Raw genomic sequence first — 24,120 nt, 5'->3', positions numbered from 1 at the left:
CTTCTTATTTTTTGTTTTTCTTAACCTTCATTCCTTTTAAGAAATTGACCATAAGCGCCGATATAACCATGCCGACCGCTGTGCAGAGCAGGAATAAGAACGGTTTATTCACAAGCCCCATTACAAAGATACCGCCATGGGGCGCCTGCAATGTAAGGTTGAATGCCATTGCCATGCCCCCTGCCACTGCAGAACCGACCATCAGAGAGGGGATAACCCTAAGCGGATCCGCACCGGCAAACGGAATTGCCCCTTCTGCTATAAATGATGCGCCTAAAAGCCATGCTGTCTTTCCACTCTCCCTTTCTGCCGGAGTATAGAGATTTTTGTTCAGGACAGTTGCCAGTGCCATCGCCAGGGATGGCACCATACCGGATGCCATACTTGCTGCCTGCGGGCCATATACACCTTCTGCAAGCAGCCCCACGCCGAACATGTACGCAACCTTATTCACCGGGCCGCCCAGGTCAAATGCAAGCATAGCGCCAATTACGGCCCCCAGTAATATGCCGCTGCTGTTTGACATATTGGTCAGCCAGTTTGTCATCGCGCTCTGAAGCATAACGCAAGGCGGTGCAACCACAAAATACATCAGTAAGCCCACGATAAAAGTGGAGAAAAGAGGAATAATTAAAACGGGTTTCAAACCTGCCAGTGCCTTTGGCATTTTAATCTTTTTAATTGCCCATGCTATGATACCCGCCAGCAGACCCCCGATGATACCTCCGATAAATCCCGGGCTGGGATCCAGCTGCGTGACAATCAGGCCTGCTACCATACCCGGCGCAATTCCCGGCCTGTCCGCCATGGAGTATGCAATAAACCCCGCCATAATCGGTATCATAACGCTGAATGCAATGCCGCCTATCTTATTCAGATAAAATGGAAGGGATCCCTCAACTCCAGATGCATCAATGCCAAACATAAACGAGATGGCAATCATGATTCCGCCCGCCGCAACAAAAGGAATCATGTAGGACACTCCAGTCATTAAATGCTTTGGTATCCTCTTGAGCAAGTTAAGAAACGTATCTGCTTCCTGTTCTTCACTTGCCTTTTCTTTTGTACCTCCCCCTGTATACAACGGGTAATTCTCGTCTTGTGCTGCTTCAATGGCCCTTTTAATTACAGTATCCGTATTATGTATTGTATCAGAAACTGTAGCCTCTACGATCTTTTTCCCGTTAAACATGGATTTATCGACCGAAACACCAACACCCAATATAACCACGTCTGCTTCTCTAATCTCCTGTTCCGTCAGTTTATTTTCTATTCCAACAGAACCTCTTGTCTCCACCTTGATACCTATCGACATCTTTTTTGCTTCTTCCGCCAGCTTTTCTGCTGCCATATAGGTATGTGCAATACCTGTCGGGCAGGCCGTAACTCCTACAAATTTCATCCCAAATCCCCCATTTCTTCTATTATGTAATTATAGAGTTCCTTCTTGTCTTCAATCTTTAACAGCATCTCCATAAATTCCTGATGCACCAGTTTTCTTGATAGTTTTGCCAAGACCTGTAAATGTGTATTATTCTCATCGCCGGCAGGCATAATCAGAGCGATTGCCACCCTTACAGGCCGTCCATCCATAGACTTCCAGTCTATTCCTTCCTCAAAGCGGAATACTGCAATCATAGGATTTTTTAATCTTTTTACTTTTGCATGTGGAATTGCTAACTGTTCGCCAAACCCCGTAGAATCCATCTTTTCTCTTTTTAAAAACATTTTCTTCAGTTCCGAGGCCCTGACCCCTGCATATTCACTGCATTTTTCACTTATCAGCTCTAATGCGGCGTCTAAGCTGGCTGACTTTGGCCTTTGGTTCACAAAAATGTAATCCGGTTTTAATAACTCTCTCATATGCGTCCCTTTCATTATTGCTTTTCATCAAATTGCTCTAATACTTTATATATTTCTTCCTTTGTTGCAAGATGCTCTGAAAATGCACTGGCACTCCCGGATGCTACTCCCATCCGAAAGGCTTTTTCATAATCGCCCGCTTCCAGCCATCCAGCCAGGAACCCGGCAACCATGGAGTCTCCTGCCCCCACCCCATTTTTTAACTTGCCTTTTGGTGCAGGTGCATCATATATCCGGCCGTTTTCCGCTGCTAATATGGCTCCGTCTCCCGCCATGGATACAAGAACGTTACGGGCGCCCATTTGCTGCAGCAATTTCGCATGTTTCATAATATCTTTTCTGTCATGGATATCTTTCCCAAATATTTCACCTAACTCAAAACTATTTGGCTTAATCAAAAACGGATGGTTTTCCAGGACATTTACCAACAAATCATTGGATGCATCAACAACAATCATGACCTTCTTATCGCTTAAACGGTTCATGATAACCTTGTAGATAGAATCCGGCACAGAATCCGGTACGCTGCCTGCTAATACAAGAATGTCATTCTCGTTCAATGAGTCTAACTGTTTAAATAGTTTTTCTATGTACTCTGAAGAAATATATGGCCCCTGCCCGTTGATTTCTGTTCCTTCTATAGACTTTAACTTTATGTTAATTCTGGAAACTCCTGACGGCAGGAAAATGAAATCCTGCTGGCATCCCATCTCTATGACCCTCTTCCTGATCTCTTCACCTACGAATCCTGCAATAAATCCCAGCGCCTTGTTTTCAATGCCCAGTGACTGCAGAATCATGGAGACATTAATTCCCTTCCCTCCCGGAAGGATCATTTCTGAAGTGGTCCGGTTGGTCACTCCCAGCTCAAAATTATGAACCGAAACAATATAGTCTAAAGAGGCACTTAGTGTAACCGTATATATCATTCCTTCACCCCCTTCCAATGAACTTAGCATCATTATACTTTCATAATCGTTCATAATCAATCTCCATTATTTACAATTTTCATATGTATTTTTCTACATTTCCGCTATTTTGGGCTGTTTTTTTAGACATTGCATACAAATAATGACCGTTTACGTCATTTCTTTCATTTCACTTTTCATTTCTAAAATCCTATATACAATTTTGGGACGTAGTAAAGTTTAACTTTACCACGTCCCAAAATATTTCTTCCCTGTACCAAAATGAGTTTATAACTGTTCAGACCCATGAACAGTCACATAAGTTTACAATTCGACCTGCATAAAGGAGCTCTAATTTAGTAGTTGTTGCTCTGGCTGCTAGAATTCTTGTTGTTGTTATTCTTGTTGCTGTTAGAAGAAGAGTTGTTTGAAGAATTCTTGTTGGAATTCTTGTTCTTGCTCTGTTCATCAGAATAAGATGAATATGAGTTGCTGTTTGTGTTCTTTGATGAGTTGTTAGAGTTATTTGAGTTGTTTGAGTTGTTTGTGTTACTGTAATTGTTTGACATGAGTATTCCTCCTGAGAAATTTATTTGGTACACACATATTGTTCCTGCCAAATCACTTTTTTATTCATATTTTACAAAATCGGATAAATCTTTTTATTTAATATTTTTTTATTTTTGCTTGCTTTTTCCAGTTTTGTATATTATACTTATCAATGTAGAAAGGTTACTTTCTACAACCCCTTATTAATTATTTATACTCCCCTCAAAAGACCGATGGCTCCCCCATCGGTCTTTTACTTTTAAAAGCAAAAACAAAACTCCTCGTCCCAACATATCCTTCTCCCCCAATTCCCATCCTCCCGCTCCCATCAAGGCCCCATCCAGGTGATCTAGATGTACCTGCATGATGCGTCCAGCCTGGGACTGCGGAAAGATAGGAGTGGCTGGAAGCGTCTTATGGCTGTAAGCTGGAGTAGAGTAAAATGGAAGAAAAACCAGGTTGCCCTGGTTTTTCTTCCATTTTGCTCTACTCCAGCTTACAGACCATAACCCGTTTCCAGCCACTCCTGTCTTTCCGCAGCCCCAGGCGCACCCATACCAGCCACTCCTCACCTTCGCCGCCCACTAATGAGCTGAACAATGATCATAATAACGATGATCGGTATGAGTATAGGTGCCAGCAGCCGTACAAGTCCGGTTACAATTGAAAATATAACAACAATTACCATAATAACTGCCAAAACTGCCAGCAGTTTCTTCCACCACGTATCAAATCCAAAACCATGCATCTTTTGTCCCCCGCTCTCCTGTTGGGTGCTTCTCCCCTTCTCGAAGTCATCGTAAGTGCTTCCGCCGGCCTCATAAACTGTGGAACGGTCGGTTCCGTCCACGGCATCAATAACAGTTCTGGCCAGAATCCAGGGATCTCCCAGCATCTGAAGTACTTCTTCTTCGCTTTTTCCCTTTCTCACTTCGTCCGATATATACTGATTATAAAAATCTACATTCTCCTGTACCACACTGCCGCTCAGATCGTTTTCAAGCGCCTGGCGCAGCTGCTGAAGGAATTCTATCCGTGTCATTATTGTCTTTCTCCTCCTACTTATGCATGACAGCTATCTGCATTTTTGTTTCAATCCGCGCTTCGTGCTTCATCCGCCCCCGTACAGGTAATCGGATCCTCACTATCTTATCAAATAAACGCCTTTCACTTAGGATAACACAAACCCCTTTTCATTCCAAGTAGAAGAACCTTAAATTTTTCTAAGAAATTCCTAATGGGTGTTTTTCGTATTCAATCCAGACTCATTAATCCTTAGGTAATTTACAACTTCAGTCTTGCGGACAGATGGGTGCTATGCCGTTCCACCAAGCGAATCAATACGCTCCCCCCGTTTAGCGCCCCTCGGCAAACGATTCTCACCTTCCGATTGGATGCCCCCAGCGAAATGAAGGGATAGCCGCCAGCCTCCTAAGGGCACATATGCCGTTGCGAATTGCTAAAGCAGGCCTTAGAAATTCTTAGAAGGAGCCAGCCGCGAAAGTGGAGAGCATTTATGATTCCGAATCATAAATGCGGATGGCCCAGCGCGAGAAATCATCGGATTTCTTGTGCTGTGCCATCCCGTGCCCCACTTTCGCGGCTGGCTCCTTCTTAGAATTTCTTAGGTCTGTGTCCGCAATTCGCAACGGCATATGTGCCCTTAGGAGGCTGGCGGCTATCCCTTCATTTCGCGTCCTCCATCCCCCCGTCTCTCTCAAGAATACTACGCCAATTCTTTCAGCAGCTCAGTCAGATAAAGCCACATATGCGCAATAGATTCTTTTGATACTTTTTCTTTTGTGGAATGCACATCGTAAAGGTTCGGCCCAGTCGAGATAATATCCAGGCCCGGTTTTTTGTTATCCCAATACCCGCACTCAAGCCCCGCATGGATTGCGGCCACCTCAGCTTTTTTATCAAACAATTTTTCGTACAGTGCGATTGCCTTCTCCCGGAGAGGAGACTCTTTCCTGTACTGCCAGCCCGGATAATCATTCTCGAAGATACAGGTATCACAGTACTCATCCGCTATAATCTGGATTTTATCCCTCAGCATGTATTTCTGTGATTCCACGGAACTGCGCAGGGACATCAGCAGGGTAAGCCTTCCGTCTTCCAGTGTCAGCGCCCCCATATTCATAGAAGTCTCTATAAGACCTTCAATCGCAAAAGAATATCCTGCTACCCCGTAGGGCAGAAGCATCAGGCTGTTCATAATCTTCTTCTGATACATTTCCGTATAGACAACAGCACCTTCCAGCGGACTCCCCTCATCTAATTGGAAGGAAATAGAATCCGTGTACTGAAGTTCCGCCTGGAATGTTTTTTCCACTTCCCGTATTTTTGCTTTAACGGGATCCAGATCCTCCGGCTTTATATAAAAGCATACCGCACCATTGCTGGCAATGGCGTTCGCCTTTCCGGGGGCATCCAGATCATTGATCCGTATCTGCATATCTCTGAGGGCATATAGGAGCCTTCCGAGCAGCACAATAGAATTCCCCAGCTCCATTCCGATATTGATGCCTGAATGGCCGCCCGCAAGACCCTGGAAGGCCACTTTGAGAGGCACCCTTGCCTCCTTTAGAGTTTCTGTCTCCACATCCCAGGCCATACGGCATCTCAGACCGCCTGCACAGCTTGTGTAGAATACGCCCTCCTCCTCAGAATCCAGATTAATAAACCGCGTCCCCTTCAGAGAAGAAATGTCAATCACATCCGCGCCGATCAAACCGACTTCTTCCTGTACAGTAAATATGACTTCCAGATCGGGATGCGCGATATCATCACTGTCGAGAAGAGCCAGGCAATACGCGATAGCAATACCATTATCAGACCCAAGAGAAGTTCCGTCCGCATAAAAGTATTCGTCGTCTTCCTTCACCTCGATCCCGTCGGCGTATACATGGCTGCTGTCATTTTCCTTTACATATACCATATCCAGATGTCCCTGGAGAATCACGGGCTCCCCGGCATCGGGTACTGTGGCGGGTTTCCGGATTATAATATTATAATGAGAGTCCTGTACAGCTTCCAGCCCTCTCTCCCTCGCAAAATCAGCAATATAATCGCTGATCGCCTTCTCATCCCCCGATGCTCTTGGTATAGAGCAGACTTTTTTAAAATAAGAAATCACTTTTTCTATGTCCATTCGCTGCGTTCCCTTCTTTTTTATATAACAGAAGGACACCCTGGCACAAGCCTGTGGGTGTCCCCATTTACTTCAGACCTGTTTTACTTTTAGTAACCTGCCACTCCCATTTTTCTGCAGATTTCAGCAAGCTCAGGATCTACATATTTGCCGTTTTCTTCAATTGCAACTCCATCCAGAATAATGGATGGTTTGGAAACAACACCATCCGTGTGGGATGCCGCTGTCCAGTAACTTCCGCGTATCATCTTGCCCTGGCTTCCGATACCGAATTCCATGCAGCCAAAGATTCTTTCGTCTTCTACGATACGTCCCGTAGCCTTTGATACTCCCGGATTGAAACCAAGTGAATAGTGGGCCAGACGGAACATATTCGGATCGTCAAATGAGTGCAGCCATGAGCTGAAACGCTCTGCGTCTTTGCCGCCCTCAATCTTTGTAACGATTCCATTTTCCAATGTCAGCTCTACATTGCCAGACAGAATTCCCATATCAGTCGGTGGAAAGATAGCTGCGTCAAAGACCAGTTTGCCGTTGATCGTCTCTTCGATCGGGCACCAGCTGATCTGTCCGCACATCATGAACGGATATCCTTTAAATGTAGCAAGCTGGCCGGAATGGCGAACCTTTCTTCCTTCGTTTCTGGCTGTAAGATAGGTTCCATTTTCATCCTTGATGATGATTTCATTGCCTGCTTCCATCTTCGCCTTGAGTGCTTCCCCGAGTTCCACGACACGTGCCACATCGACTTTTCCGATGCAGTTCACAATCATGGTTACATCCATACCCGTCAGGTTGATATAGCGGCATCCGAAATCGATTGCCTTTCTCCAGGATTCACAGAGCATGATGGAGGAGTAGGATAACTCGATCCACACATCTGCCACTGCCACCGCATTGCCAAGTGGAGCGATTGGTTCCGCATAAGCATTTTCATTCGTTGGGACATACACAAGCACCGGGTTTGCGCCTACAATGTATGCCGCATTCATAATAGCATCCAGCACTCTCTTATCTGTAGATGTGTCCCCTGTCACCACTACGTTCTCTCCGGGTTCAACCAGCATAACTTCTTTTACCAGTTTATAAGCCGCTTTGCTTACCTCATAAGATAAATACTCCGGGGCCATTTCGATTCCAATTGGGTATTCCATACCTTTCGTCCTCCTTTAAACTGAATACATTCGTTTTCTACTCATACTCTGCAATGCCAAGCTTTTTGCAGTATGATATACAGGTTTCTTCTTTGTATATACCGTTCTCTTCCAGAACTTCCCCATCCAGAATAATCGTCGGCTTAGATACAACTCCGTCCGTGTGGGAAGCCGCATCCCAGAATGCCCCCATCAGGCTGGCTCCCTGGCTGCCGATACCGAATTCAATGCATCCGAAGATTCTCTCGTCTTCCACGATTCTTCCTGTGGCTTTGCGCACACCCGGATTAAATCCGATTGAATAATGTGCCAGGCGGTACATATTCGGGTCATTAAACGATGCCAGCCACTTCTTAAAGATTTCAGCCTGTGCCCCGCCTGTAATCTCTGTCACACGGCCTTCCTTGAATTCCAGCCTTACCGGCTCTTTCAGAAGCCCGATCTCACTCGGCGGGAACAGCGCTGCGTCAAACACCAGCGTGCCCTCGATTGTCTCCTCCACCGGGCACCAGCTTACCTGTCCGCCCAGCATCACGGGATAGCCCTTCTTTGTTGCAAGCTGTCCGGAGTGTTTTACTTTTCTTCCCTGGTTATAAGCCTTCAGATTTGTTCCATTCGCATCACGCACAATGATTTCGTTAGAAGCCTGCACTTTCTGTGTCAGGTACTCCCCAAACTCAACCACTACATCGTATTTCACCTTGCCTACAGTATTTACCAGCATGATCGTATCCATACCGCAGAGGCAGGTATACCTTGCCCCATTTGCAATCGCCTTCTGGAAGCACGGTGTGTGCATCACACAATAATATGCAAACTCAATCCATACATCTGCCACTGCCACCGCATTCGCAATTGGCAGGAACGGCTCTTCAAAGGCTTTGCCTGTTGTTGGATATTTAATCATAACAGGGTTGGCTCCGATGGTGTATGCCGCACCCATTACTGCGTCGACCACCCTCATGTCGGTCGAAGTGTCTGCTGTAACCACAACGGATTCCCCCGCCTTTACAAGCATGACATCTTTCACAAGTTTCATCGCTGCTTTCTGCACCTCATAAGACTGATACGAATCTGTCATTTCGATGCCGATTGGATATTCCATTTCCATCACTCCTTCTTTTAAATTGTTTTTTACTCAAACATACCCTCGGTAAATTTATCCGGAGCTGTTTTTGCCTTAATTTTCATAGCCGCATAATATACGATACCGGTAATCAGCAGAGACTGAAGCGGCGGGATGCCGACTTTTACGACATATGTTGTCACATAACCGACTGCCGTTCCGACCACCATCGCCAATGTAGCCATAAAGTTCCATCCGAGTTTGTCGACCCAGTTTTGTTTTCTTGCAAAGAAGTCCACAAACATAACCCCTGCGATCGCCGGATACAACAGTGCCGCCAGGCTCAGCAGATCCTGGAAATGCTCCAGGATTCCCCACAGAGACAGGATAATTGATAATACTGTACCGACCAGTGTAACAGTCGCTCTTCCTTTATTTGATGTAACATTTAAAATATTTGAAAAAGAAAGCCCCATTGTGTAGTTGTTCACCAGCTGGCTAGTCCATGATGCAAGCCACAGCACGATGAATCCCCATACCGGGAATCCCAGGTTCTGCATCACTGCCACGATGTCAGCTGTTCCGTTGCCTGCTGCCATTATAGCGCCGATAAATACAAGCGGGATACCGATCGCGATAATTCCTAGAGGAATCAGGATATTGTCTTTCCACTTTGGCTTTGCATATCTGGTGTAATCAGCAGCGATTACAAATTGGGATACATTCATGCCCAGCAGCATTGTTACACCTGCCGCAAAAGAGATATCTCCGCTGCCCTGATAGTTCATAATGTTGGACCAGCCCACATTTTTCAGTGCCAGATATATACCTGCCACGCATAACAGCAATCCGCAGGGAACCGCAAGATAGTCCGTCCATTTCATGGAAGAATATCCAATAATAGAGGGCACTGCGAATAAAAATCCAACGATAATCGTCACAATCGCCCATGCGATTCTGTTCGTTGTATAGTCTATCCCCAGTATCACGCAGAGTGCATTTCCTGTAACCGATGTCTGGATTGCCCACCAGCCCATACTGATGACTCCGATTACCAGCGCTATGATAAATTTCGCCTGCTTGTCGCCAAATCCCTGACGCGCGATTACAGAGGAAGAGAGGCCTGTCTTAGCGCCTATGTATCCGCTCAATGTATTGCCGCCCCATGTCAATATCAAAAATGTAAACAGTACGACCGGAACCATCCCCTTGATTCCGAACGCCCCGATCAGCGTTGCACCAATCATCAGGATCGGAACACAGAACTCGAGTCCGCCGAATATAACCGCCGGTGTAACCCAGCTCTGCCGCTGATCCAGCGGCACAGGTGTCATCGGCTCGTCCACGATTGCTGCCTTATCTTCTTTTTTCTTGCCCATATTCTAGTATCCTCCTAAGTCCCTCATTCTTTATAGTTTGTTGTAAACCTCATACCTCTTCATATCCCTCCAGGGAATGCCTTTCCTTGCTTCCGCAAGTTTTTCTTTTTCCAATACGACTCTCGCATAGGCCTCATCCGTAGTGCAAAGCCGCATAAGCGTGCTCCCGTCCGGATTGGACACGGTAGAATTGCCGCAGTACTGTACATCTCCCGATGCCCTGTTCAAAGAAACTGTGTATACCTGATTCTCCGCAGCCCTCATCTTGCTGCACGTGGTAAATAAATCTTCCCACCCAACGCCCCATGCGCTCGGATATATTATGACATCCGCACCTTCCTTCTGCGCCAGCGGCGTGGAGACCTCCGGGAACCCCTGATCTGCACAGATCAGCATACCGATATTCCAGCCCTTGAAGGGCACTGTAACAAGTTCGTCCCCCTTTTCAAAAAAATCATTTTCCGTATCCCAGAGGTGGATCTTCCTGTATTCTGCCAGAAGTTCTCCCTTTTCGTCCCAGATGCAGGCCGTATCATAATGTTTATCTCCCTCGGGCATATGGATCCCTGCCAAAATAGCTATTTCATACTCTGCCGCCAATTCTGAAAAAAATGCCGCCTCTCCGTCAGACAGTACAGCACTTTCAAAAACATATCCACTGATGCACAGTTCCGGAAAACAAAGCAGGTCAATATCCCCTGCCGCATGGCTTTCTACCGCCTTTCTAATCTTACTGCAGTTCTCGTCAACCTTTCCCTCCAAAACCGACATCTGCACAATCCCCAGTTTCAGCACGCTCCCACTTCCTTTCCCCATCATAAATTATTTTTGCGATGGCTTTCATTTGTATTGATAATACCACAATTTTTGTATAAAATAAAATCATATAATTTTATGGCCTAATAAGTTCCGATTATACGGATAATTACCAGAAAATTCAGAAAGGATTTATGTAAAATGTTAGATCAAAAGCTGGATACTTTCCTGATCCTGTGCGAGACCAGGAATTATACTCAGACGGCAAACAGGCTGAACATTACGCAGCCCGCTGTCACGCAGCACATTAAATTTCTGGAGGGATATTACAAGACCAAACTTTTGTACTACGATGAAAAGCGCCGGCTCCATCTGACCGATCATGGGAAACTGCTCCGCTCCTACGCCCAGACGATCAAGTCAGACTCCCAGATTATAGAACGAAAGCTGAAGATTCAACCCGAACAGCCGGATGAACTCAAGCTTGGGACGCTGACCACGACAGGGGAATCCCTGGTGCCGCATATGGTTGCACAATACCTGAAAAAGTATCCTGACAAAAAGGTCAGTATGTATCTGGGGGAAGCTGATGCGCTTTTGCAGCAGCTCAAATCCGGCCGCATCCAGTTCTGTATCATAGACACCTATTGTCCGCCGCTGGAATATGAGAGCTGTGAACTCTTTGAGGCCGACACGACCTGTGTCTGTTCACCGGAGCATCCGCTGGCCGGCAAGACCGTCGATTTCGAGGATCTGAACAGCTACCGGCTGATTTTCCGGGAAAATGATACCAACTCCCACCGGAACCTGATGAAGATCCTCCATGCACACAACCAGGATATCGATAGTTTCCAATCTTATGTTGAGATCGGCACGATCAATACTGTACAGAAAATGGTCATGGAAAACGTCGGCATCTCCTTTATCTACCGTTTTGTCGTACAGGAGAACCTGGATAAGGGCCTTCTCAGCCAGATACATATCCACAACTTTTCGTCCCATTCTATGTTCAACTTTGCATGGATGAAAAACAGCTTTTTTACCCGCGGCAATCTGCAGTTCCTGGAGGTATGCAGAGAAGTCCTGAACTCTTCTATTTTTCAAAATAACGGTCAGTTTTCTTCACTATCCTGAAGAAAACTGACCGTCCCATTTTCACACCATCTGTCTGACGGTTATTTTTTCGCTTTTCCCAGCTGCAGGGTTGACGTAAAGAAACTATAAAGAGCCGAACCCGCAATGGCGCCAGCGCCAAGGATGTACAGGATACTCTGTCCTTCTTCGCCCTTCATCTTCACAACGATGATTCTGAATATCAGGGCTACGATAACCGTGATACCTGTAATCGTAGTTCCTACAAGAAGTCCGGTTGCAAACAGGACACCCAGCTGCTTCTTAGGACCGCCGATGAACTGAATAATCGCACCCGGTATCGCAAAGATCAGCAGCCATTTGGCAATCTCAGGACTGGAACCGGCATCAATTGTTGTCACGAAGGTACGGGAAACCGGTGCAAACATGTCTTGTTCGAAGTATGTATTAAACATCGCAAGAACAACAACAAAAGCTACACAGAATGAAATAATTTCCGCGATATACTGCTGTTTTCTCCCCGCACGCTCAAACTCAGGATCAGCACCGTTTCCACGGAGAATATATCCGCACTTTAAGTCATACGCCATGTCAGAGAATGCCGGTCCTGTAGCCGCCGTATACCCTGCCAGTATTCCCAGCGGAACCTTCGGGAAGCCAATCATCATACCCACAAGCAGGAAGATCAGGGCCGTAGCAAATCCAGGGAACCAGCCCGAATGCATCGCTGACATCCCTACGATCAATTCTGATGCGATTGCAGAGAACGCTGCAAATATTACCCAGATAATCAATTTCGGTACGGACATCTCAGCATACATGCCAGATACCACCGCAAGACCGATAGCAACTACAACATAAGCAATATAGCCTTTGGCAAGCGCCCCTCTCATATCGGCAATGCTGCTTGTAAACTTGCCGGCAACGCTATTCTTGCCATCTTCCTTTTTGAACAGCATAATTCCAACCTGGATCAAAGCTACAAGGCCGGCCCCGATCATGATACCGTGAGGCACATAGTATTGGGACATATTAAACTGATTGTCGTTACTGATGCCTATTACAAGCGCACCCACTCCAAATGCCCCCAGTGCCCACATATCACCGATCCATGTAACGCCGAGAAGGTCGGTCGGAATTCCCAGTGCTTTTCCGACAATACCAATTCCCATACCTACAATAAGCAGCATTGCTTTTTTGCCCTTATTAACTACCGCGAGAATGGTCTCTGCAGCCGCAATTCCCGACGGCCATGGCTCATCTGCTGGAAACATCGGAGTATCAAAAGTCTTATAGAGTATGGTTGCATCGATAATGGTTGCTAAAAGCACACCCACCAGCATAGGAACAACCAGCTGGATTTCCCCCATCAGGTATGGAATACCAATGGGAAGGATCAGACTGTTCGCCGCAGAAAAAGTTGCACCTGAAATCGATGTCTGCACCAGATTCTGCGAATGGATATTCTTATATTTTTTGAATATTGCAAGCGGTATCCTGGAGAGGATAATTGCAAAAAGTGCACCTACGATGGACGTATTCGTGCTGATACCGACGCGTACGATCAGCTCCATCCCGATGATCGCACCCAGAACTGCAAGTATAATGTTCAGGATCAAGATCGCCGGGCTTAACGCTAACGGATGCTTCTGTCCCTGTGTTCCGTTATTTTGTTCGTTCATTAAAACGCCTCCTTTGTGTTAAACTCTGTTAGTTGTAAACCTGTGTTGCTTAAATGTCTAACATTTCGCTGACGGTCCTTGCCAGAGTTGTCCTGCAGAGCAGGACAGGCTTCTTCGCGATAGATGAAACAATGCTTTTCGCCTCTTTTGTAAAACCAATACAATCCATCACGATCAGATCCGCGTCAATATCCCTTGCCTTTTCCGCAGCTTTCCGCACTTCAGCCATATCTCCATAGGGGTTTGCCGGTATGGGAGTTACTTTCTCCATGATCGGCCCCCACTGGTCATATGCCTGCTGTACCTGTTGTTCATCAGGTGTTATCACTATGATGTTGGAGTTTTTGCTCAATGCCCGAGCCAAACCATTCAAAATCTTTGCCGGATACACAAGCGGTACCTTTGCTTCAAATATGTCCGGAAAAGTTCCTGCACAAAACAGCATGATGAGAACCGCCCCCTGCTCTTCCAGCCTTGAGATACAGCTCTGCATCCGATCCAGTATAAAACTTTCTCCGAATTTGGCAAACGTACCGTCATTTAAACGTGAAACAAGTACATAATCTGTTTCCAGAGGCGCCATAGACCGGATCTGTTCCTTTGTCAGCCCGTCCAGTGCGCCTGCCTGCAGCAATTCCACCCCCTCGCCGAATATCGGCAGAATATCAGGTGTTACATCCACCCTTGGTGATTGCCCGATTGTAACCGCTCCAATCTTCATCAACCCACCTCCTTTTTCTTTACATCCTCCTTCCCTAGACATCATAGCAATTTTTATACAAAAAGGGACTTATCCTATTTTTGTAAGATAAGCCTCCTTGCTGTATGCTCTTATGTAGTTATTAACTTGATTTTATCACATAAAAATACTAAAATGAAATTAGATTATTTTATACCCCGATAAGTTCAGATTATAGAGTTTAACGATATACTGCCCAGAAAGGATTTCACCATGTTAGATTTAAAACTTGAAACCTTTCTTGTCCTATGCGAGACAAGAAATTATACACAGACAGCAAGTGTTCTGAACATTACGCAGCCCGCGGTGTCCCAGCACATCAAGCATCTGGAAAATCATTACCAGGCCAAACTGCTTTATTACGATGAAAAACGCCGCCTGCACCTCACAGAACACGGAAGGCTCCTGCGTGCATTTGCACAGACGGTCCGATCCGATTCACAGCAGATCGCGGACCGCCTGAAGGCAGATCCGAAGGAACCGGAGGAGATCAAAATCGGTACCATTACGACAACAGGGGAATCACTGGTGCCTCACATGGTAGCCGAATATCTCAAACGCTTTCCCAATAAAAAAGTCAGCATGTATCTCGGCGAGGCGGATGCACTGCTGACGCAGCTGCAGAGCGGACGTATCCATTTCTGCATCACAGATATCTACTGTCCACCGGACGAATATGAAAGCGTAGAGCTCTTTGAGTCAGAGACAATCTGCGTCTGTTCCCCCCAACATCCCCTTGCCGGAAAAACGGTCCAGTTCAAAGAACTCAACAGATACCGCCTGGTATTTCGTGAAAATGACACCTACTCCCACCGCAACCTGATGAAAATTCTGCATACGCATAATCAGGACATCAACACCTTCCATTCCTATGTGGAGATCGGAACCATCAATGCTGTCAAAAAACTGATCATGGAGGACATTGGAATCTCATTTATCTACCGTTTTGTTGTGCAGGATGATATCGATGCCGGACGGCTCAGCCAGATACATGTTCATAATTTTTCATCCTACCATCTCTTCAACTTCGCCTGGATGAAAAACAGTTTTTTTGCCCCCAGCAGCCGGCAGTTCCTCACCGTATGCCAGGAAAACATGGATCATCTCAAGGGCGGTGTTTACCCGGTCAGGCAAACAGCGGAAGGGCCGGAACAGGGGAGCGCTGCAAAAGAGGCCTTCCGTTGACTGCCGCTCCTCTCCTGCCACTATCTGCTGTTTTTACCGAGCCGGCAGACTGCCCTGCCTTCTTTTGCATCCAAAAGCAGGCTGGTGCCGGTTCCCGATACATCATACACTTTTATAATATGCGACAGCTCCTCTTCCTTTGGCCAAAGCTTAGAAAATACATTTGGGAAACGGGTCAGTAATTCCGGCTGATACAGCCTGGTTTTGCTGTTCTCGTTAATTGCCCCGTAATAAACGTCCGCCTCCACCAGGTCCTGGAACATATGGCTTCCATAGGAAAGCTCCGGCCGGTAGCCCGCCTTACTGTATGCCACTTCACATATGGCAATGAACTGGCTGATATCGGCATAGACAACCGGCACTCCCAGTTCCGGGGATGAAGTTCCGATCCGGCCAGGCACAAGAAGCATAAGTTTTTTATCCTCCTCCTCGTAATACTGGTTAATGCAGCTGATCATTCTGCCCACATCGGGCTTTTTCGTATAAGGATGCTCATAATATGCCTGCGGATCCACCCAGACAATACAGTCCAGCGACTCTTTCTTCGAGCGCCTCATAGAAGTACGGCGCACATCGAATAAGAGTTCATCGTCAATCCCTTCCGGTATCTCAACCTGCTCGGACGCAGCCACCTGCAGCGGACGGCACTGTAGAAGATTCACCTTCCAGACCCCCTCCCCGGGACTTCTGACGGCAAATTCCACATCCACAGGCCTCTCATATTCTGTCTCCAGCATCTTCAGGATCTTCCTCATCATCTTTATAAAATCATTATTCTCAACCAGGCCCTGGCAGTCTGCAAAGTATACCTTTCTGAACTGCCGCCTCTGGGACAATATATATTCCGCATCGCTGTCCCTGCTTAAGACCAGCTTCTTCTGCCAGTCTGTCAGACTAGGAATGACCGCTTCCAGCATTTTTGTACACAGTCCCTCCCCAGAGAGATCCAGTACATCTACCTGTCGCTGGGAAAACTTGTGCCGGTCTGCAATCGTTGTCCGGATATTCGCCTGCGCCCGGTCCATCCCCACAAGACGAGGGTAATCCCCCGGGGTCCTCTCTACCGCTCTGGTTCCAAGCCCCATTACCATGCGCAGCATTCCCGCATCTGGATTCATATGTTCCATCCATTTATAAGGGTTGTAGGAGCATCCCATCCCCGCAGCCACCGGAAAATACAGATCGCCATACCTTTCCCCTTCTACCTTCTGAACCAGGAGGGCCATCTGCTCATCCGCATCGAGCAGCTTCCGCTTTCTTCTATATTCAATCGCGGACGGATTCATTGTGCTGGCATACACCTGGCGCACCGCATTCTCCAGTTCCTCAAGACGCGCCTTTTCGCTGCCCTGATTCATGCAGAAAATAGATTCGTATTTTCCGGAAAAGGCATTCCCATAGCCGTCCTCCAAAAAACTGCTGGAACGCACAATGATCGGTGTAGCTCCGTAATGCTGCAGGACTTTCTTCAGTTCTTCCCGTATCGCTTCCGGAAATACACCGTTTAACAGCCGTTTTTTCAGCTCCTCGGCCTCCTGAAATTGTTCTTTCTCCCGGCGGTGCTTTTCCCTGAGTTCCATGCAGTCATTCAGTTCCAGATACTTGCAGAATACATCCGAACCTATAAAAAAAGAATTGTGTGGTTCTATGTAGTCTTTGAATTCCGGAAGACGCACTTTAATCAGCTTCCGTGCCACTAAAAGCCCGCATGCCTTCCCTCCGATCAGCCCCTCCCCGATCCTGCGCTCCCACACCTTTCTGAAATCCTCTGTGGAAAAATGTTTTAATATCAGCCGTTCCATCCGCGCTTCCTTTGTCATAAGGCTGTTGCATACCGTTTTCTTCTCTTGCTCTGTCATCTCTTCCCTGCCAAGCAGTTCCTGCCATATATTCATATAAGAACTCCCCCTTTCCGCAATACTCTGTGCTTCCTGGTTTACCGGCACATCAATTCTCGTCTTAGATTAAGTGTAAATTAAACCGGGCGAAATAGCAAATCATTTCAAGTTATAGCTGGTATAAGTATATGGTTATACCTTATTCTGCAGCTATGCTGCAGACCCGCCCGCAGGGCATGAGTTACGGGGTGCCCTTGGGTATACCTTATTCCGCAGCCTGCTCCATCCCGATCTTTATTCCCGGCAGCGCCATTTTCATGAATTCAGTCATGCATCTTGTCAGATATTTATTCTTGCGGTAATACAGATAGACCTCCCGGACAGCTTCCGGGTCATCTATTTTATAATAGATAATGTCTGCGTCCGGAGGCAGGCTCTTCACAACCGTATCGCTGACAAAAGAGGCGCCCATTCCAAATTCCGTCAGATGATAGGTAGTCAGCAGCTGATTCAGCTTTAAGGAATAGTTCAGCTGCACCCCCGCCCTCCGGCAGATAGCCTCCACCCGCTCTCTTGTATCGTTGTGAGCCCGCAGTACGATAAAGGGATCATCCTTAAATTTTTTCAGCGGAACGCCGGGAAACTGCGGCTGCAGATGGACATTTCCCCTCACATCGTCTACGCTCAGCCGGTATTTTGTCGCCCTTTTATTGCTGTCAAAAGAAGCCGGGACCGCCAGCAGCAGGTGCTCCTCCATGAAGATTTTCTTTTCATAAATAGATTCATCCAGCAGATAGTTATCAATAATAATATCCAGTTCCCCTGCAAAAAGCTTCTGCTCCAGAAGCGGAGTGTGCCCCTCGAAAAGGCTTACCTTTACGTTAGGATAAGTCTCACGGAATCTGGAGATAATAGGTGGAAATATAAATGAGGAGAATAGGTATGTTCCTCCCACAGAAAGATGCCCGGTCTTAAGTTCATGCAGATTGCCCACATAGTAGGCAAACTCATCTTCCAGATCCATGATTTTTTCAGCCGTTTTTATGTACCGTTTCCCGCAGTCTGTCAGCTGGATGGGGTTGGTGCTCCTGTCAAAAAGAGGCATTCCCACCTTGTTTTCCACCTTTTTAATCATGGCGCTGAGCGCCGGCTGTGATATATATAGGTTCTCCGCAGCCTTGGAAAAGCTTCTTTCTTTATATACTTCATACACATAGTTCATTCCGCTGAACATACCATTCCTCCATCCCATAAGCATTTGGTTATATTAACTATATAAATATAAATATTTGTTTTTATTCTATGCTATTTCTATAATAAAATCAAGAAAAGAAACACCCCAGAAGGAGGAGATTATGAAAGCAATCACAGACTATTCAAGTGAAGACCTGAATGCTTTACTGAAGGACCTGCAGATTCAGTATCAGGAAGCCCGGGTGCAGAACCTGAATCTGAACATGGCGAGAGGCAAGCCTGCTGCCGCACAGCTGGACCTGAGCAATAAACTGCTTAACAAAATGGAAAACTATACCCTGGCCGATGGTACCGATGCCAGAAACTACGGTATCTTGGAAGGGATTCCCGAGTGCAGACAGCTCTTTGGGGAGCTGCTTGGCCTGAACCCTGAACAGATAATAATCGGTGGAAATGCCAGCCTGAACCTGATGTTTGATACACTCAGTTTCCTGTGTCTGTTCGGAACCGGCGGCTGCAAACCCTGGCTCTGGCAAAAATATATTGGCACTCCGGTAAAATTTCTCTGCCCGGTTCCCGGTTACGACCGGCACTTCAAGATCTGTGAGGAGCTCGGTATCGAGATGATATCTGTACCGCTGAAAGAAGACGGTCCGGACATGGACATTGTGATGGATCTGGTACGCAAGGATGCCTCCATCAAGGGAATCTGGTGTGTGCCGCTCCACTCAAATCCACAGGGAGTATGCTACAGCGATTACGTTGTAGATCAGCTTGCGTCTATGGATACCGCTGCAGACGACTTCCGAATTTTCTGGGACAACGCTTATGGCATACATCATATATATGAGGAGGTCCCATTAAAAGACATATTAAAGGCCTGTATGGATGCCGGACACCCGGAGAGAGCATACTATTTCTTCTCCACCTCCAAAATCAGCTTTCCCGGCGCAGGAATCTCACTAATCGCTTCCGGGCCGGAAAACATAAAAGAACTGAAAAAGCATATGTCGGCACAGACCATCGGACATGACAAACTAAACCAGCTGCGGCATGTCCGGTTTTTCAAAACACCCGAAAATATTAGAATTCATATGGAAAAGCTGGCGGAAGAATTAAGGCCCAAATTTGATATGGTGCTCGATAAGCTGGAGCAGAACCTGTCCGGAACCGGCCTTGCATCCTGGAGTACTCCGAGAGGCGGTTACTTCGTATCCCTGGATACGCTTCCGGGCTGCGCCAAACGCACCGTAGATTTGGCCAGGGCTGCAGGCGTTACACTGACAGAAGCAGGGGCCACATATCCTTACGGAAAAGATCCGAAGGACAGCAACATCCGTATTGCCCCAACCTATCCCGTCATTGAGGAGTTGGAAAAGGCAATGGATATCTTTACCATCTGTGTAAAAATTGCCGGAATCGAAAAAATAATGAAACCCGATTAATTTTTAGTTCATGAAAAGGAGAATCGTTATGGGACAGTATAATCCTTATGACAACGTATTAAAAGTAGTAAAAGAAGCTGCCGACATTCTGGGGTACTCGGACAGCGACATTGAAGCAATCAAATATCCTGAAAGAGAGTTAAAGGTAGCAATTCCGGTTCGAATGGATGACGGAACCACTCATGTTTTTGAGGGCTACCGCATCCAGCACTCTACTTCCAGAGGGCCTGCCAAAGGCGGTATCCGTTTTCATCCGGCCGTAAACCTAGATGAAGTTAAGGCACTGGCGGCCTGGATGACTTTCAAATGTGCTGTTGTCAACATCCCCTACGGCGGCGGCAAGGGCGGCGTTGTCTGTGACCCGAATAAGTTATCTGAAAATGAAATCCGTGCCATCACGAGAAGATTTACCGCCGCTATCGCCCCGCTGATCGGACCGGAACAGGACATTCCGGCTCCGGACGTAGGAACCAATGCAGCCGTCATGGGCTGGATGATGGACACCTACAGCATGTTAAAGGGCCACTGTGTACATGGCGTTGTTACCGGAAAGCCAATTGAACTCGGGGGCGCGCTCGGGCGTAACGAGGCGACAGGCCGCGGCGTAATGTTCACCACCAAAAACATCCTCAAGAAGCTGGGCCAGGATCCGAATGGAGCAGCCGCGGCCATTCAGGGAATGGGTAATGTAGGAAGCATAACTGCAAAACTCCTTTACAAAGAAGGCATGAAAATAGTGGCCGTCAGCGACGTATCCGGCGGAATCTACAAGGAGGACGGCCTGAATGTCCCGGCCATCCTCGAATACCTGTCCAAAGACCGCAGAAATCTGTTGAAAGATTACAGTGAAGACGGAATAAGCCGCATTTCCAATGAAGAACTGCTTGAACTGGATGTCAAAGTTCTGATTCCAGCTGCACTGGAAAACCAGATCAACGCCTCTAATGCAGACCGGATCAAAGCAGACGTCATCGTAGAAGCCGCCAATGGCCCGATCGCCGCGGAAGCAGACCAAACATTGAATGCCAAAGGGATTGTCATTGTTCCGGATATCCTCGCAAACGCCGGCGGTGTTGTAGTCTCTTACTTTGAATGGGTACAGAATATCCAATCCGTAAGCTGGACAGAAGAAACGGTAAACGAAAAGCTGAAAAACATTATGGATCCCGCATTTGAAGCCGTATGGAATATCGCAGAGCAGCAACATACAACGCTTCGTACAGGCGCATACCTGATTGCAGTAAAACGTGTAGTGGATGCAAAAAAAGCAAGAGCAATCTGGCCGTAAAATCTAAATAGAACCAAAAACGGGGCGGAATCAAAACTGCCCCTTCCGTTTGTTCATAGTTTGTTCATTTATCATTAAAAAAACTTTCATTTTCTACTCATGCTTTCTTCATTTCTTTTGAATATACTAAATATATCAAATGAAGAATAAAACATTTGATACTGACATTCGACAACAGGTGCAATACTATTTGAATAAACTTTTTCATAATACATGCCGGGAGCCGCAAAAGCGACTACCCGGCATCCTCCCTTTTACAGGAACTTTTTCTGATCGATCTGTTTTACCACGCTTTTCTCCCTTACCTATATACCGTCTCTTCTATGGCCTCCCTGCCGGATTCTCCCACATCGCCGGTACATGCAAGCGCTTTGCCTGCCCATACAGCCGTCAAAAGCACTACGATGGCCGCTATAATAAGCACGCTCTTTTTCATCATCTTCTTCTGTATCTCATTCTTTATACTGCTCACTTTGGGTAATTGTTTCAGAACTTCTTTCAAATCAACATATTTTTTCTTGGGATTTTCACCGAGACACTTTTCAATAATTCCAGACAGAAGGTATTCTTCCCTTCTTGAGAGAGTGATCACCGGCTCTGCACGGGCCAGTGTAAACTGCATTGTTTTTCCAAGGCTGTACAGATCCATAGAAAGCCTGGTGTTCTCTTTGATCTGGATAACCGGTTTCACAAAATGCTCCCGCATAGCGGGCTTCTGCATATTCTGCAGGACAAAGCCATTGCTCGCCGCACTCAGATCCAGCAGAAATATTTTATTTTCAGCTGTTACAAGGACGCTGTATGGATTCAGATACCGATAGCACTGTTCCCTTTTGCATCTGTGGTACTTATCCAATTCTCCCACAAGCATTGTGAGCCATTCAAATACAGCTTCCTTCGTCAGCCTGTCTGTATCCTGCAGCCTGTATATCAGCAGCCTGCCCGCAATGCAGTCCATAACCACGCGGCATTTTCCGTTATGTTCTATGAATTTAATTACATCATATTTTCTTTCCTTAATCAATCATACTCCTTTCTGCAGTGTTTCCTTGATGGAGATATTTATCAGAACCGATGGTGAATGAAACTTTGAAATGTAAAATCAGATCTATCAGAATACTTGTATCTTACTTGATCTGCACAAAAAATGCAAGCACTATTGTGCCTGCATTTTTGCCGTTACTATTCACGGCCTATGAGCCATACGCAGTAACTTTTTGCCCACTACTCTTCTTTTCCGTTCTCCAGAAATATCTTTCTGGTGATAAAATTATAAACCATTACAATAGCGGTTGCTCCGATCTTGGAAATCATATAGAATATCCCCAGTTTATCCACACAGATCCACATGATTAACTGATTTATCCCCAGCCCGACTATACTCAGGATGATAAATACCACAAAATCCTGCTTTTGGCTTCTGTTTCCTGTTACATTGAATACCCAGTGGACACTCAGCAGATAATTGTAGATCACAGAGACCGTAAACGATATTGCACTGGAAATCAGATAATTGATCCCGCACAGTTCCGTCAATAAAATCATAATCCCGTAATCGATGAGAAACGCGCTTCCCCCGACCACCGCGAACCTGGTAATCTGCTGCCACAGGCTTGTCTTCTTATTATTCATCTTATGCGCCTGCCCTTACATTTCTTCCAGTCTGTTTAAGGCCGCTTCCACGACCTTGTCCATGTCATAATACTTATAATCTCCGAGCCGCCCCCCGAATATCACATTCTTCTCCCGGGCCGCCAGCTCTTTGTACTGTTCAAACAGGCTGTTATTTTTTTCGTCATTAACCGGATAATAAGGATCCATTCCTACAGACCATTCTGAGGAGTACTCTCTGGAGATCACGGTCTTTTCCTGTTTACCGAATTCAAAATGCTTGTGCTCTATGATTCTGGTATAGGGAACTTCCCGCTCTGTATAATTCACCACCGCATTGCCCTGATAGTTGTCACAGTCCAGCACCTCTGTCTCAAAACGCACAGAACGGTATTCCAGCGCCCCGAGTCTGTACTCAAAATATTCATCTATCATGCCGGTAAAAATGATGTTCGCCGCAATATCCGGGTTTTCTTTTCTAAATGCAAAAAAGTCTGTTCCGGTTCTGACTTCGATTCCTTCCAGCATCTTTTCAACAACAGCCGTATAGCCCCCCATTGGAATCCCCTGGTACCTGTCGTTGAAATAGTTATTATCATAGGTGTATCGAAACGGCAGTCTTTTGATAATAAATGCCGGAAGCTCCCTGCAGTCTCTCCCCCACTGCTTTTCCGTATACCCCTTGATCAGCTTCTCATAGACATCACGCCCCCCCAGAGACAAAGCCTGCTCCTCCAAATTCTGGGGATCTGTAATATTTGTCTCCGCAACCTGCTTTGCGATCATGTCTTTCGCTTCCTGCGGAGTCCGGATCCCCCACATCTTGCTGAATGTGTTCATGTTAAAAGGCAGGTTGTACAGCTCATCTTTGTAAACTGCAATCGGAGAGTTAATATAATGATTAAACTCAGCAAACTGGTTCATATATTCCCATACTTTTTTATTGGATGTGTGGAAAATATGAGCTCCATATTTGTGTACGTGAATCCCTTCTATGTCTTCACAGTAAATATTTCCTGCTATGTGGTCACGTCTGTCAATCACAAGGCACTTCTTTCCTCTTTTATTCAGTTCGCGGGCCATCACAGCGCCGTACAGACCTGCCCCCACTACCAGATAGTCATACTGATGCATTTGTTCTCCTCCTAAATATAAGTCCTTTTTATTGGGACTTTTCTTACTTTGTCCAATATTATAGCATTTTCAGGGCATTCTGT

Annotated in this window: 20 protein-coding genes; 4 read left to right on the top strand and 16 right to left on the bottom strand. The window is 46.3% G+C overall.

Translation table 11 applies throughout. The features are described from left to right. Nucleotides 1-4: 4 nt before the first annotated feature. The 9 genes from MWG26_RS03745 to MWG26_RS03705 all read right to left on the bottom strand — a co-directional run bounded on the left by MWG26_RS03745 (nt 5) and on the right by MWG26_RS03705 (nt 10,892). Nucleotides 5-1,402, bottom strand: coding sequence for a PTS fructose transporter subunit IIC (locus tag MWG26_RS03745; protein ID WP_025654728.1), 1,398 nt, complete (start codon nt 1,400-1,402; stop codon nt 5-7). After that, nucleotides 1,399-1,863: a PTS sugar transporter subunit IIA gene (locus MWG26_RS03740; RefSeq protein ID WP_162149251.1), complete on the bottom strand. Its 465-nt coding sequence runs from the start codon at nt 1,861-1,863 to the stop codon at nt 1,399-1,401. Before MWG26_RS03740 ends, MWG26_RS03745 begins: the two co-directional genes overlap by 4 nt. A gap of 14 nt (nt 1,864-1,877) precedes the next feature. Further along, nucleotides 1,878-2,792, bottom strand: a complete 915-nt coding sequence (gene pfkB / locus MWG26_RS03735; RefSeq protein ID WP_025654726.1) for a 1-phosphofructokinase — start codon at nt 2,790-2,792, stop codon at nt 1,878-1,880. A 1,096-nt stretch (nt 2,793-3,888) separates the two neighbouring features. After that, complete coding sequence (locus MWG26_RS03730; protein ID WP_025654724.1) at nt 3,889-4,362, bottom strand: DUF1700 domain-containing protein; 474 nt, start codon at nt 4,360-4,362, stop codon at nt 3,889-3,891. 684 nt (nt 4,363-5,046) lie between these two features. Continuing rightward, nucleotides 5,047-6,474, bottom strand: a complete 1,428-nt coding sequence (gene pepD / locus MWG26_RS03725) for a beta-Ala-His dipeptidase (RefSeq protein ID WP_025654723.1) — start codon at nt 6,472-6,474, stop codon at nt 5,047-5,049. An 89-nt stretch (nt 6,475-6,563) separates the two neighbouring features. Beyond that, a complete protein-coding gene (locus MWG26_RS03720) occupies nt 6,564-7,628 on the bottom strand; it encodes a 2,5-dihydroxypyridine 5,6-dioxygenase NicX family protein (protein ID WP_025654722.1) in 1,065 nt (354 codons plus the stop codon). Nucleotides 7,629-7,665: 37 nt separating this feature from the next. Further along, nucleotides 7,666-8,733: an aminopeptidase gene (locus tag MWG26_RS03715; protein WP_025654721.1), complete on the bottom strand. Its 1,068-nt coding sequence runs from the start codon at nt 8,731-8,733 to the stop codon at nt 7,666-7,668. A 29-nt stretch (nt 8,734-8,762) separates the two neighbouring features. Next, nucleotides 8,763-10,073, bottom strand: a complete 1,311-nt coding sequence (locus MWG26_RS03710; RefSeq protein ID WP_025654720.1) for a cytosine permease — start codon at nt 10,071-10,073, stop codon at nt 8,763-8,765. 30 nt (nt 10,074-10,103) lie between these two features. Further along, entirely contained in the window at nt 10,104-10,892 is a 789-nt protein-coding gene (locus MWG26_RS03705; RefSeq protein ID WP_240285620.1) for a carbon-nitrogen hydrolase family protein, read from the bottom strand. A gap of 138 nt (nt 10,893-11,030) precedes the next feature. On the opposite strand from MWG26_RS03705, the gene MWG26_RS03700 reads away from it, so the two are divergent. Next, complete coding sequence (locus tag MWG26_RS03700) at nt 11,031-11,963, top strand: LysR family transcriptional regulator (RefSeq protein ID WP_025654718.1); 933 nt, start codon at nt 11,031-11,033, stop codon at nt 11,961-11,963. Between the two features lie 41 nt (nt 11,964-12,004). Here MWG26_RS03700 and MWG26_RS03695 read toward each other — a convergent pair whose 3' ends face one another. Together MWG26_RS03695 and MWG26_RS03690 are read right to left on the bottom strand one after the other, a co-directional pair. After that, nucleotides 12,005-13,603 carry an OPT/YSL family transporter gene (locus MWG26_RS03695; protein WP_025654717.1) on the bottom strand — a complete coding sequence of 533 codons (1,599 nt, stop codon included), beginning with the start codon at nt 13,601-13,603 and terminating at the stop codon, nt 12,005-12,007. A 49-nt stretch (nt 13,604-13,652) separates the two neighbouring features. Next, nucleotides 13,653-14,324, bottom strand: a complete 672-nt coding sequence (locus MWG26_RS03690) for an AroM family protein (RefSeq protein ID WP_044926357.1) — start codon at nt 14,322-14,324, stop codon at nt 13,653-13,655. 231 nt (nt 14,325-14,555) lie between these two features. Between MWG26_RS03690 and MWG26_RS03685 the strand changes: the two genes are divergently transcribed. After that, nucleotides 14,556-15,527, top strand: a complete 972-nt coding sequence (locus MWG26_RS03685; RefSeq protein ID WP_025654715.1) for a LysR family transcriptional regulator — start codon at nt 14,556-14,558, stop codon at nt 15,525-15,527. Nucleotides 15,528-15,547: 20 nt separating this feature from the next. Here MWG26_RS03685 and MWG26_RS03680 read toward each other — a convergent pair whose 3' ends face one another. Further along, nucleotides 15,548-17,422, bottom strand: a complete 1,875-nt coding sequence (locus tag MWG26_RS03680) for a PEP/pyruvate-binding domain-containing protein (protein WP_025654714.1) — start codon at nt 17,420-17,422, stop codon at nt 15,548-15,550. Between the two features lie 208 nt (nt 17,423-17,630). Continuing rightward, nucleotides 17,631-18,599, bottom strand: coding sequence for a LysR family transcriptional regulator (locus tag MWG26_RS03675; RefSeq protein WP_117441070.1), 969 nt, complete (start codon nt 18,597-18,599; stop codon nt 17,631-17,633). A 121-nt stretch (nt 18,600-18,720) separates the two neighbouring features. Between MWG26_RS03675 and MWG26_RS03670 the strand changes: the two genes are divergently transcribed. Both MWG26_RS03670 and MWG26_RS03665 read left to right on the top strand, forming a co-directional pair. After that, the gene (locus MWG26_RS03670; protein WP_025654713.1) at nt 18,721-20,004 is read left to right on the top strand and encodes an aspartate aminotransferase type Ic; all 1,284 of its coding nucleotides are present in this window, start codon (nt 18,721-18,723) and stop codon (nt 20,002-20,004) included. A 28-nt stretch (nt 20,005-20,032) separates the two neighbouring features. Beyond that, nucleotides 20,033-21,292: a Glu/Leu/Phe/Val family dehydrogenase gene (locus MWG26_RS03665; protein WP_025654712.1), complete on the top strand. Its 1,260-nt coding sequence runs from the start codon at nt 20,033-20,035 to the stop codon at nt 21,290-21,292. 301 nt (nt 21,293-21,593) lie between these two features. On the opposite strand, the gene MWG26_RS03660 is transcribed toward MWG26_RS03665, so the two are convergent. From MWG26_RS03660 to glf, 3 genes are all read right to left on the bottom strand, one after another. Next, on the bottom strand, nt 21,594-22,316 hold the full coding sequence (locus MWG26_RS03660; RefSeq protein ID WP_025654711.1) for a protein kinase family protein: 723 nt from the start codon (nt 22,314-22,316) through the stop codon (nt 21,594-21,596). A 200-nt stretch (nt 22,317-22,516) separates the two neighbouring features. Beyond that, nucleotides 22,517-22,924 carry a GtrA family protein gene (locus tag MWG26_RS03655; protein ID WP_025654710.1) on the bottom strand — a complete coding sequence of 136 codons (408 nt, stop codon included), beginning with the start codon at nt 22,922-22,924 and terminating at the stop codon, nt 22,517-22,519. A 15-nt stretch (nt 22,925-22,939) separates the two neighbouring features. Continuing rightward, the gene (gene glf, locus MWG26_RS03650; RefSeq protein ID WP_025654709.1) at nt 22,940-24,037 is read right to left on the bottom strand and encodes a UDP-galactopyranose mutase; all 1,098 of its coding nucleotides are present in this window, start codon (nt 24,035-24,037) and stop codon (nt 22,940-22,942) included. Nucleotides 24,038-24,120 lie beyond the last annotated feature (83 nt).

This window comes from Faecalicatena contorta (assembly GCF_022835095.1).
Taxonomy (GTDB): domain Bacteria; phylum Bacillota; class Clostridia; order Lachnospirales; family Lachnospiraceae; genus Faecalicatena; species Faecalicatena contorta.
This window is presented reverse-complemented; position numbering and strand designations above follow the sequence as displayed.

Excerpts from the sequence above, each read along its gene's own strand:
- MWG26_RS03695 (WP_025654717.1), bottom strand. The coding sequence starts at position 13,603 with ATGAACGAACAAAATAACGGAACACAGGGACAGAAGCATCCGTTAGCG.
- pfkB (WP_025654726.1), bottom strand. The coding sequence starts at position 2,792 with ATGATATATACGGTTACACTAAGTGCCTCTTTAGACTATATTGTTTCG.
- MWG26_RS03675 (WP_117441070.1), bottom strand. The coding sequence starts at position 18,599 with ATGTTCAGCGGAATGAACTATGTGTATGAAGTATATAAAGAAAGAAGC.
- MWG26_RS03690 (WP_044926357.1), bottom strand. The coding sequence starts at position 14,324 with ATGAAGATTGGAGCGGTTACAATCGGGCAATCACCAAGGGTGGATGTA.
- MWG26_RS03685 (WP_025654715.1), top strand. The coding sequence starts at position 14,556 with ATGTTAGATTTAAAACTTGAAACCTTTCTTGTCCTATGCGAGACAAGA.
- MWG26_RS03740 (WP_162149251.1), bottom strand. The coding sequence starts at position 1,863 with ATGAGAGAGTTATTAAAACCGGATTACATTTTTGTGAACCAAAGGCCA.
- MWG26_RS03730 (WP_025654724.1), bottom strand. The coding sequence starts at position 4,362 with ATGACACGGATAGAATTCCTTCAGCAGCTGCGCCAGGCGCTTGAAAAC.
- MWG26_RS03710 (WP_025654720.1), bottom strand. The coding sequence starts at position 10,073 with ATGGGCAAGAAAAAAGAAGATAAGGCAGCAATCGTGGACGAGCCGATG.
- MWG26_RS03705 (WP_240285620.1), bottom strand. The coding sequence starts at position 10,892 with ATGATGGGGAAAGGAAGTGGGAGCGTGCTGAAACTGGGGATTGTGCAG.
- MWG26_RS03715 (WP_025654721.1), bottom strand. The coding sequence starts at position 8,733 with ATGGAATATCCAATCGGCATCGAAATGACAGATTCGTATCAGTCTTAT.
- MWG26_RS03720 (WP_025654722.1), bottom strand. The coding sequence starts at position 7,628 with ATGGAATACCCAATTGGAATCGAAATGGCCCCGGAGTATTTATCTTAT.
- MWG26_RS03665 (WP_025654712.1), top strand. The coding sequence starts at position 20,033 with ATGGGACAGTATAATCCTTATGACAACGTATTAAAAGTAGTAAAAGAA.
- pepD (WP_025654723.1), bottom strand. The coding sequence starts at position 6,474 with ATGGACATAGAAAAAGTGATTTCTTATTTTAAAAAAGTCTGCTCTATA.
- MWG26_RS03655 (WP_025654710.1), bottom strand. The coding sequence starts at position 22,924 with ATGAATAATAAGAAGACAAGCCTGTGGCAGCAGATTACCAGGTTCGCG.
- MWG26_RS03680 (WP_025654714.1), bottom strand. The coding sequence starts at position 17,422 with ATGAATATATGGCAGGAACTGCTTGGCAGGGAAGAGATGACAGAGCAA.
- MWG26_RS03700 (WP_025654718.1), top strand. The coding sequence starts at position 11,031 with ATGTTAGATCAAAAGCTGGATACTTTCCTGATCCTGTGCGAGACCAGG.
- MWG26_RS03745 (WP_025654728.1), bottom strand. The coding sequence starts at position 1,402 with ATGAAATTTGTAGGAGTTACGGCCTGCCCGACAGGTATTGCACATACC.
- glf (WP_025654709.1), bottom strand. The coding sequence starts at position 24,037 with ATGCATCAGTATGACTATCTGGTAGTGGGGGCAGGTCTGTACGGCGCT.
- MWG26_RS03670 (WP_025654713.1), top strand. The coding sequence starts at position 18,721 with ATGAAAGCAATCACAGACTATTCAAGTGAAGACCTGAATGCTTTACTG.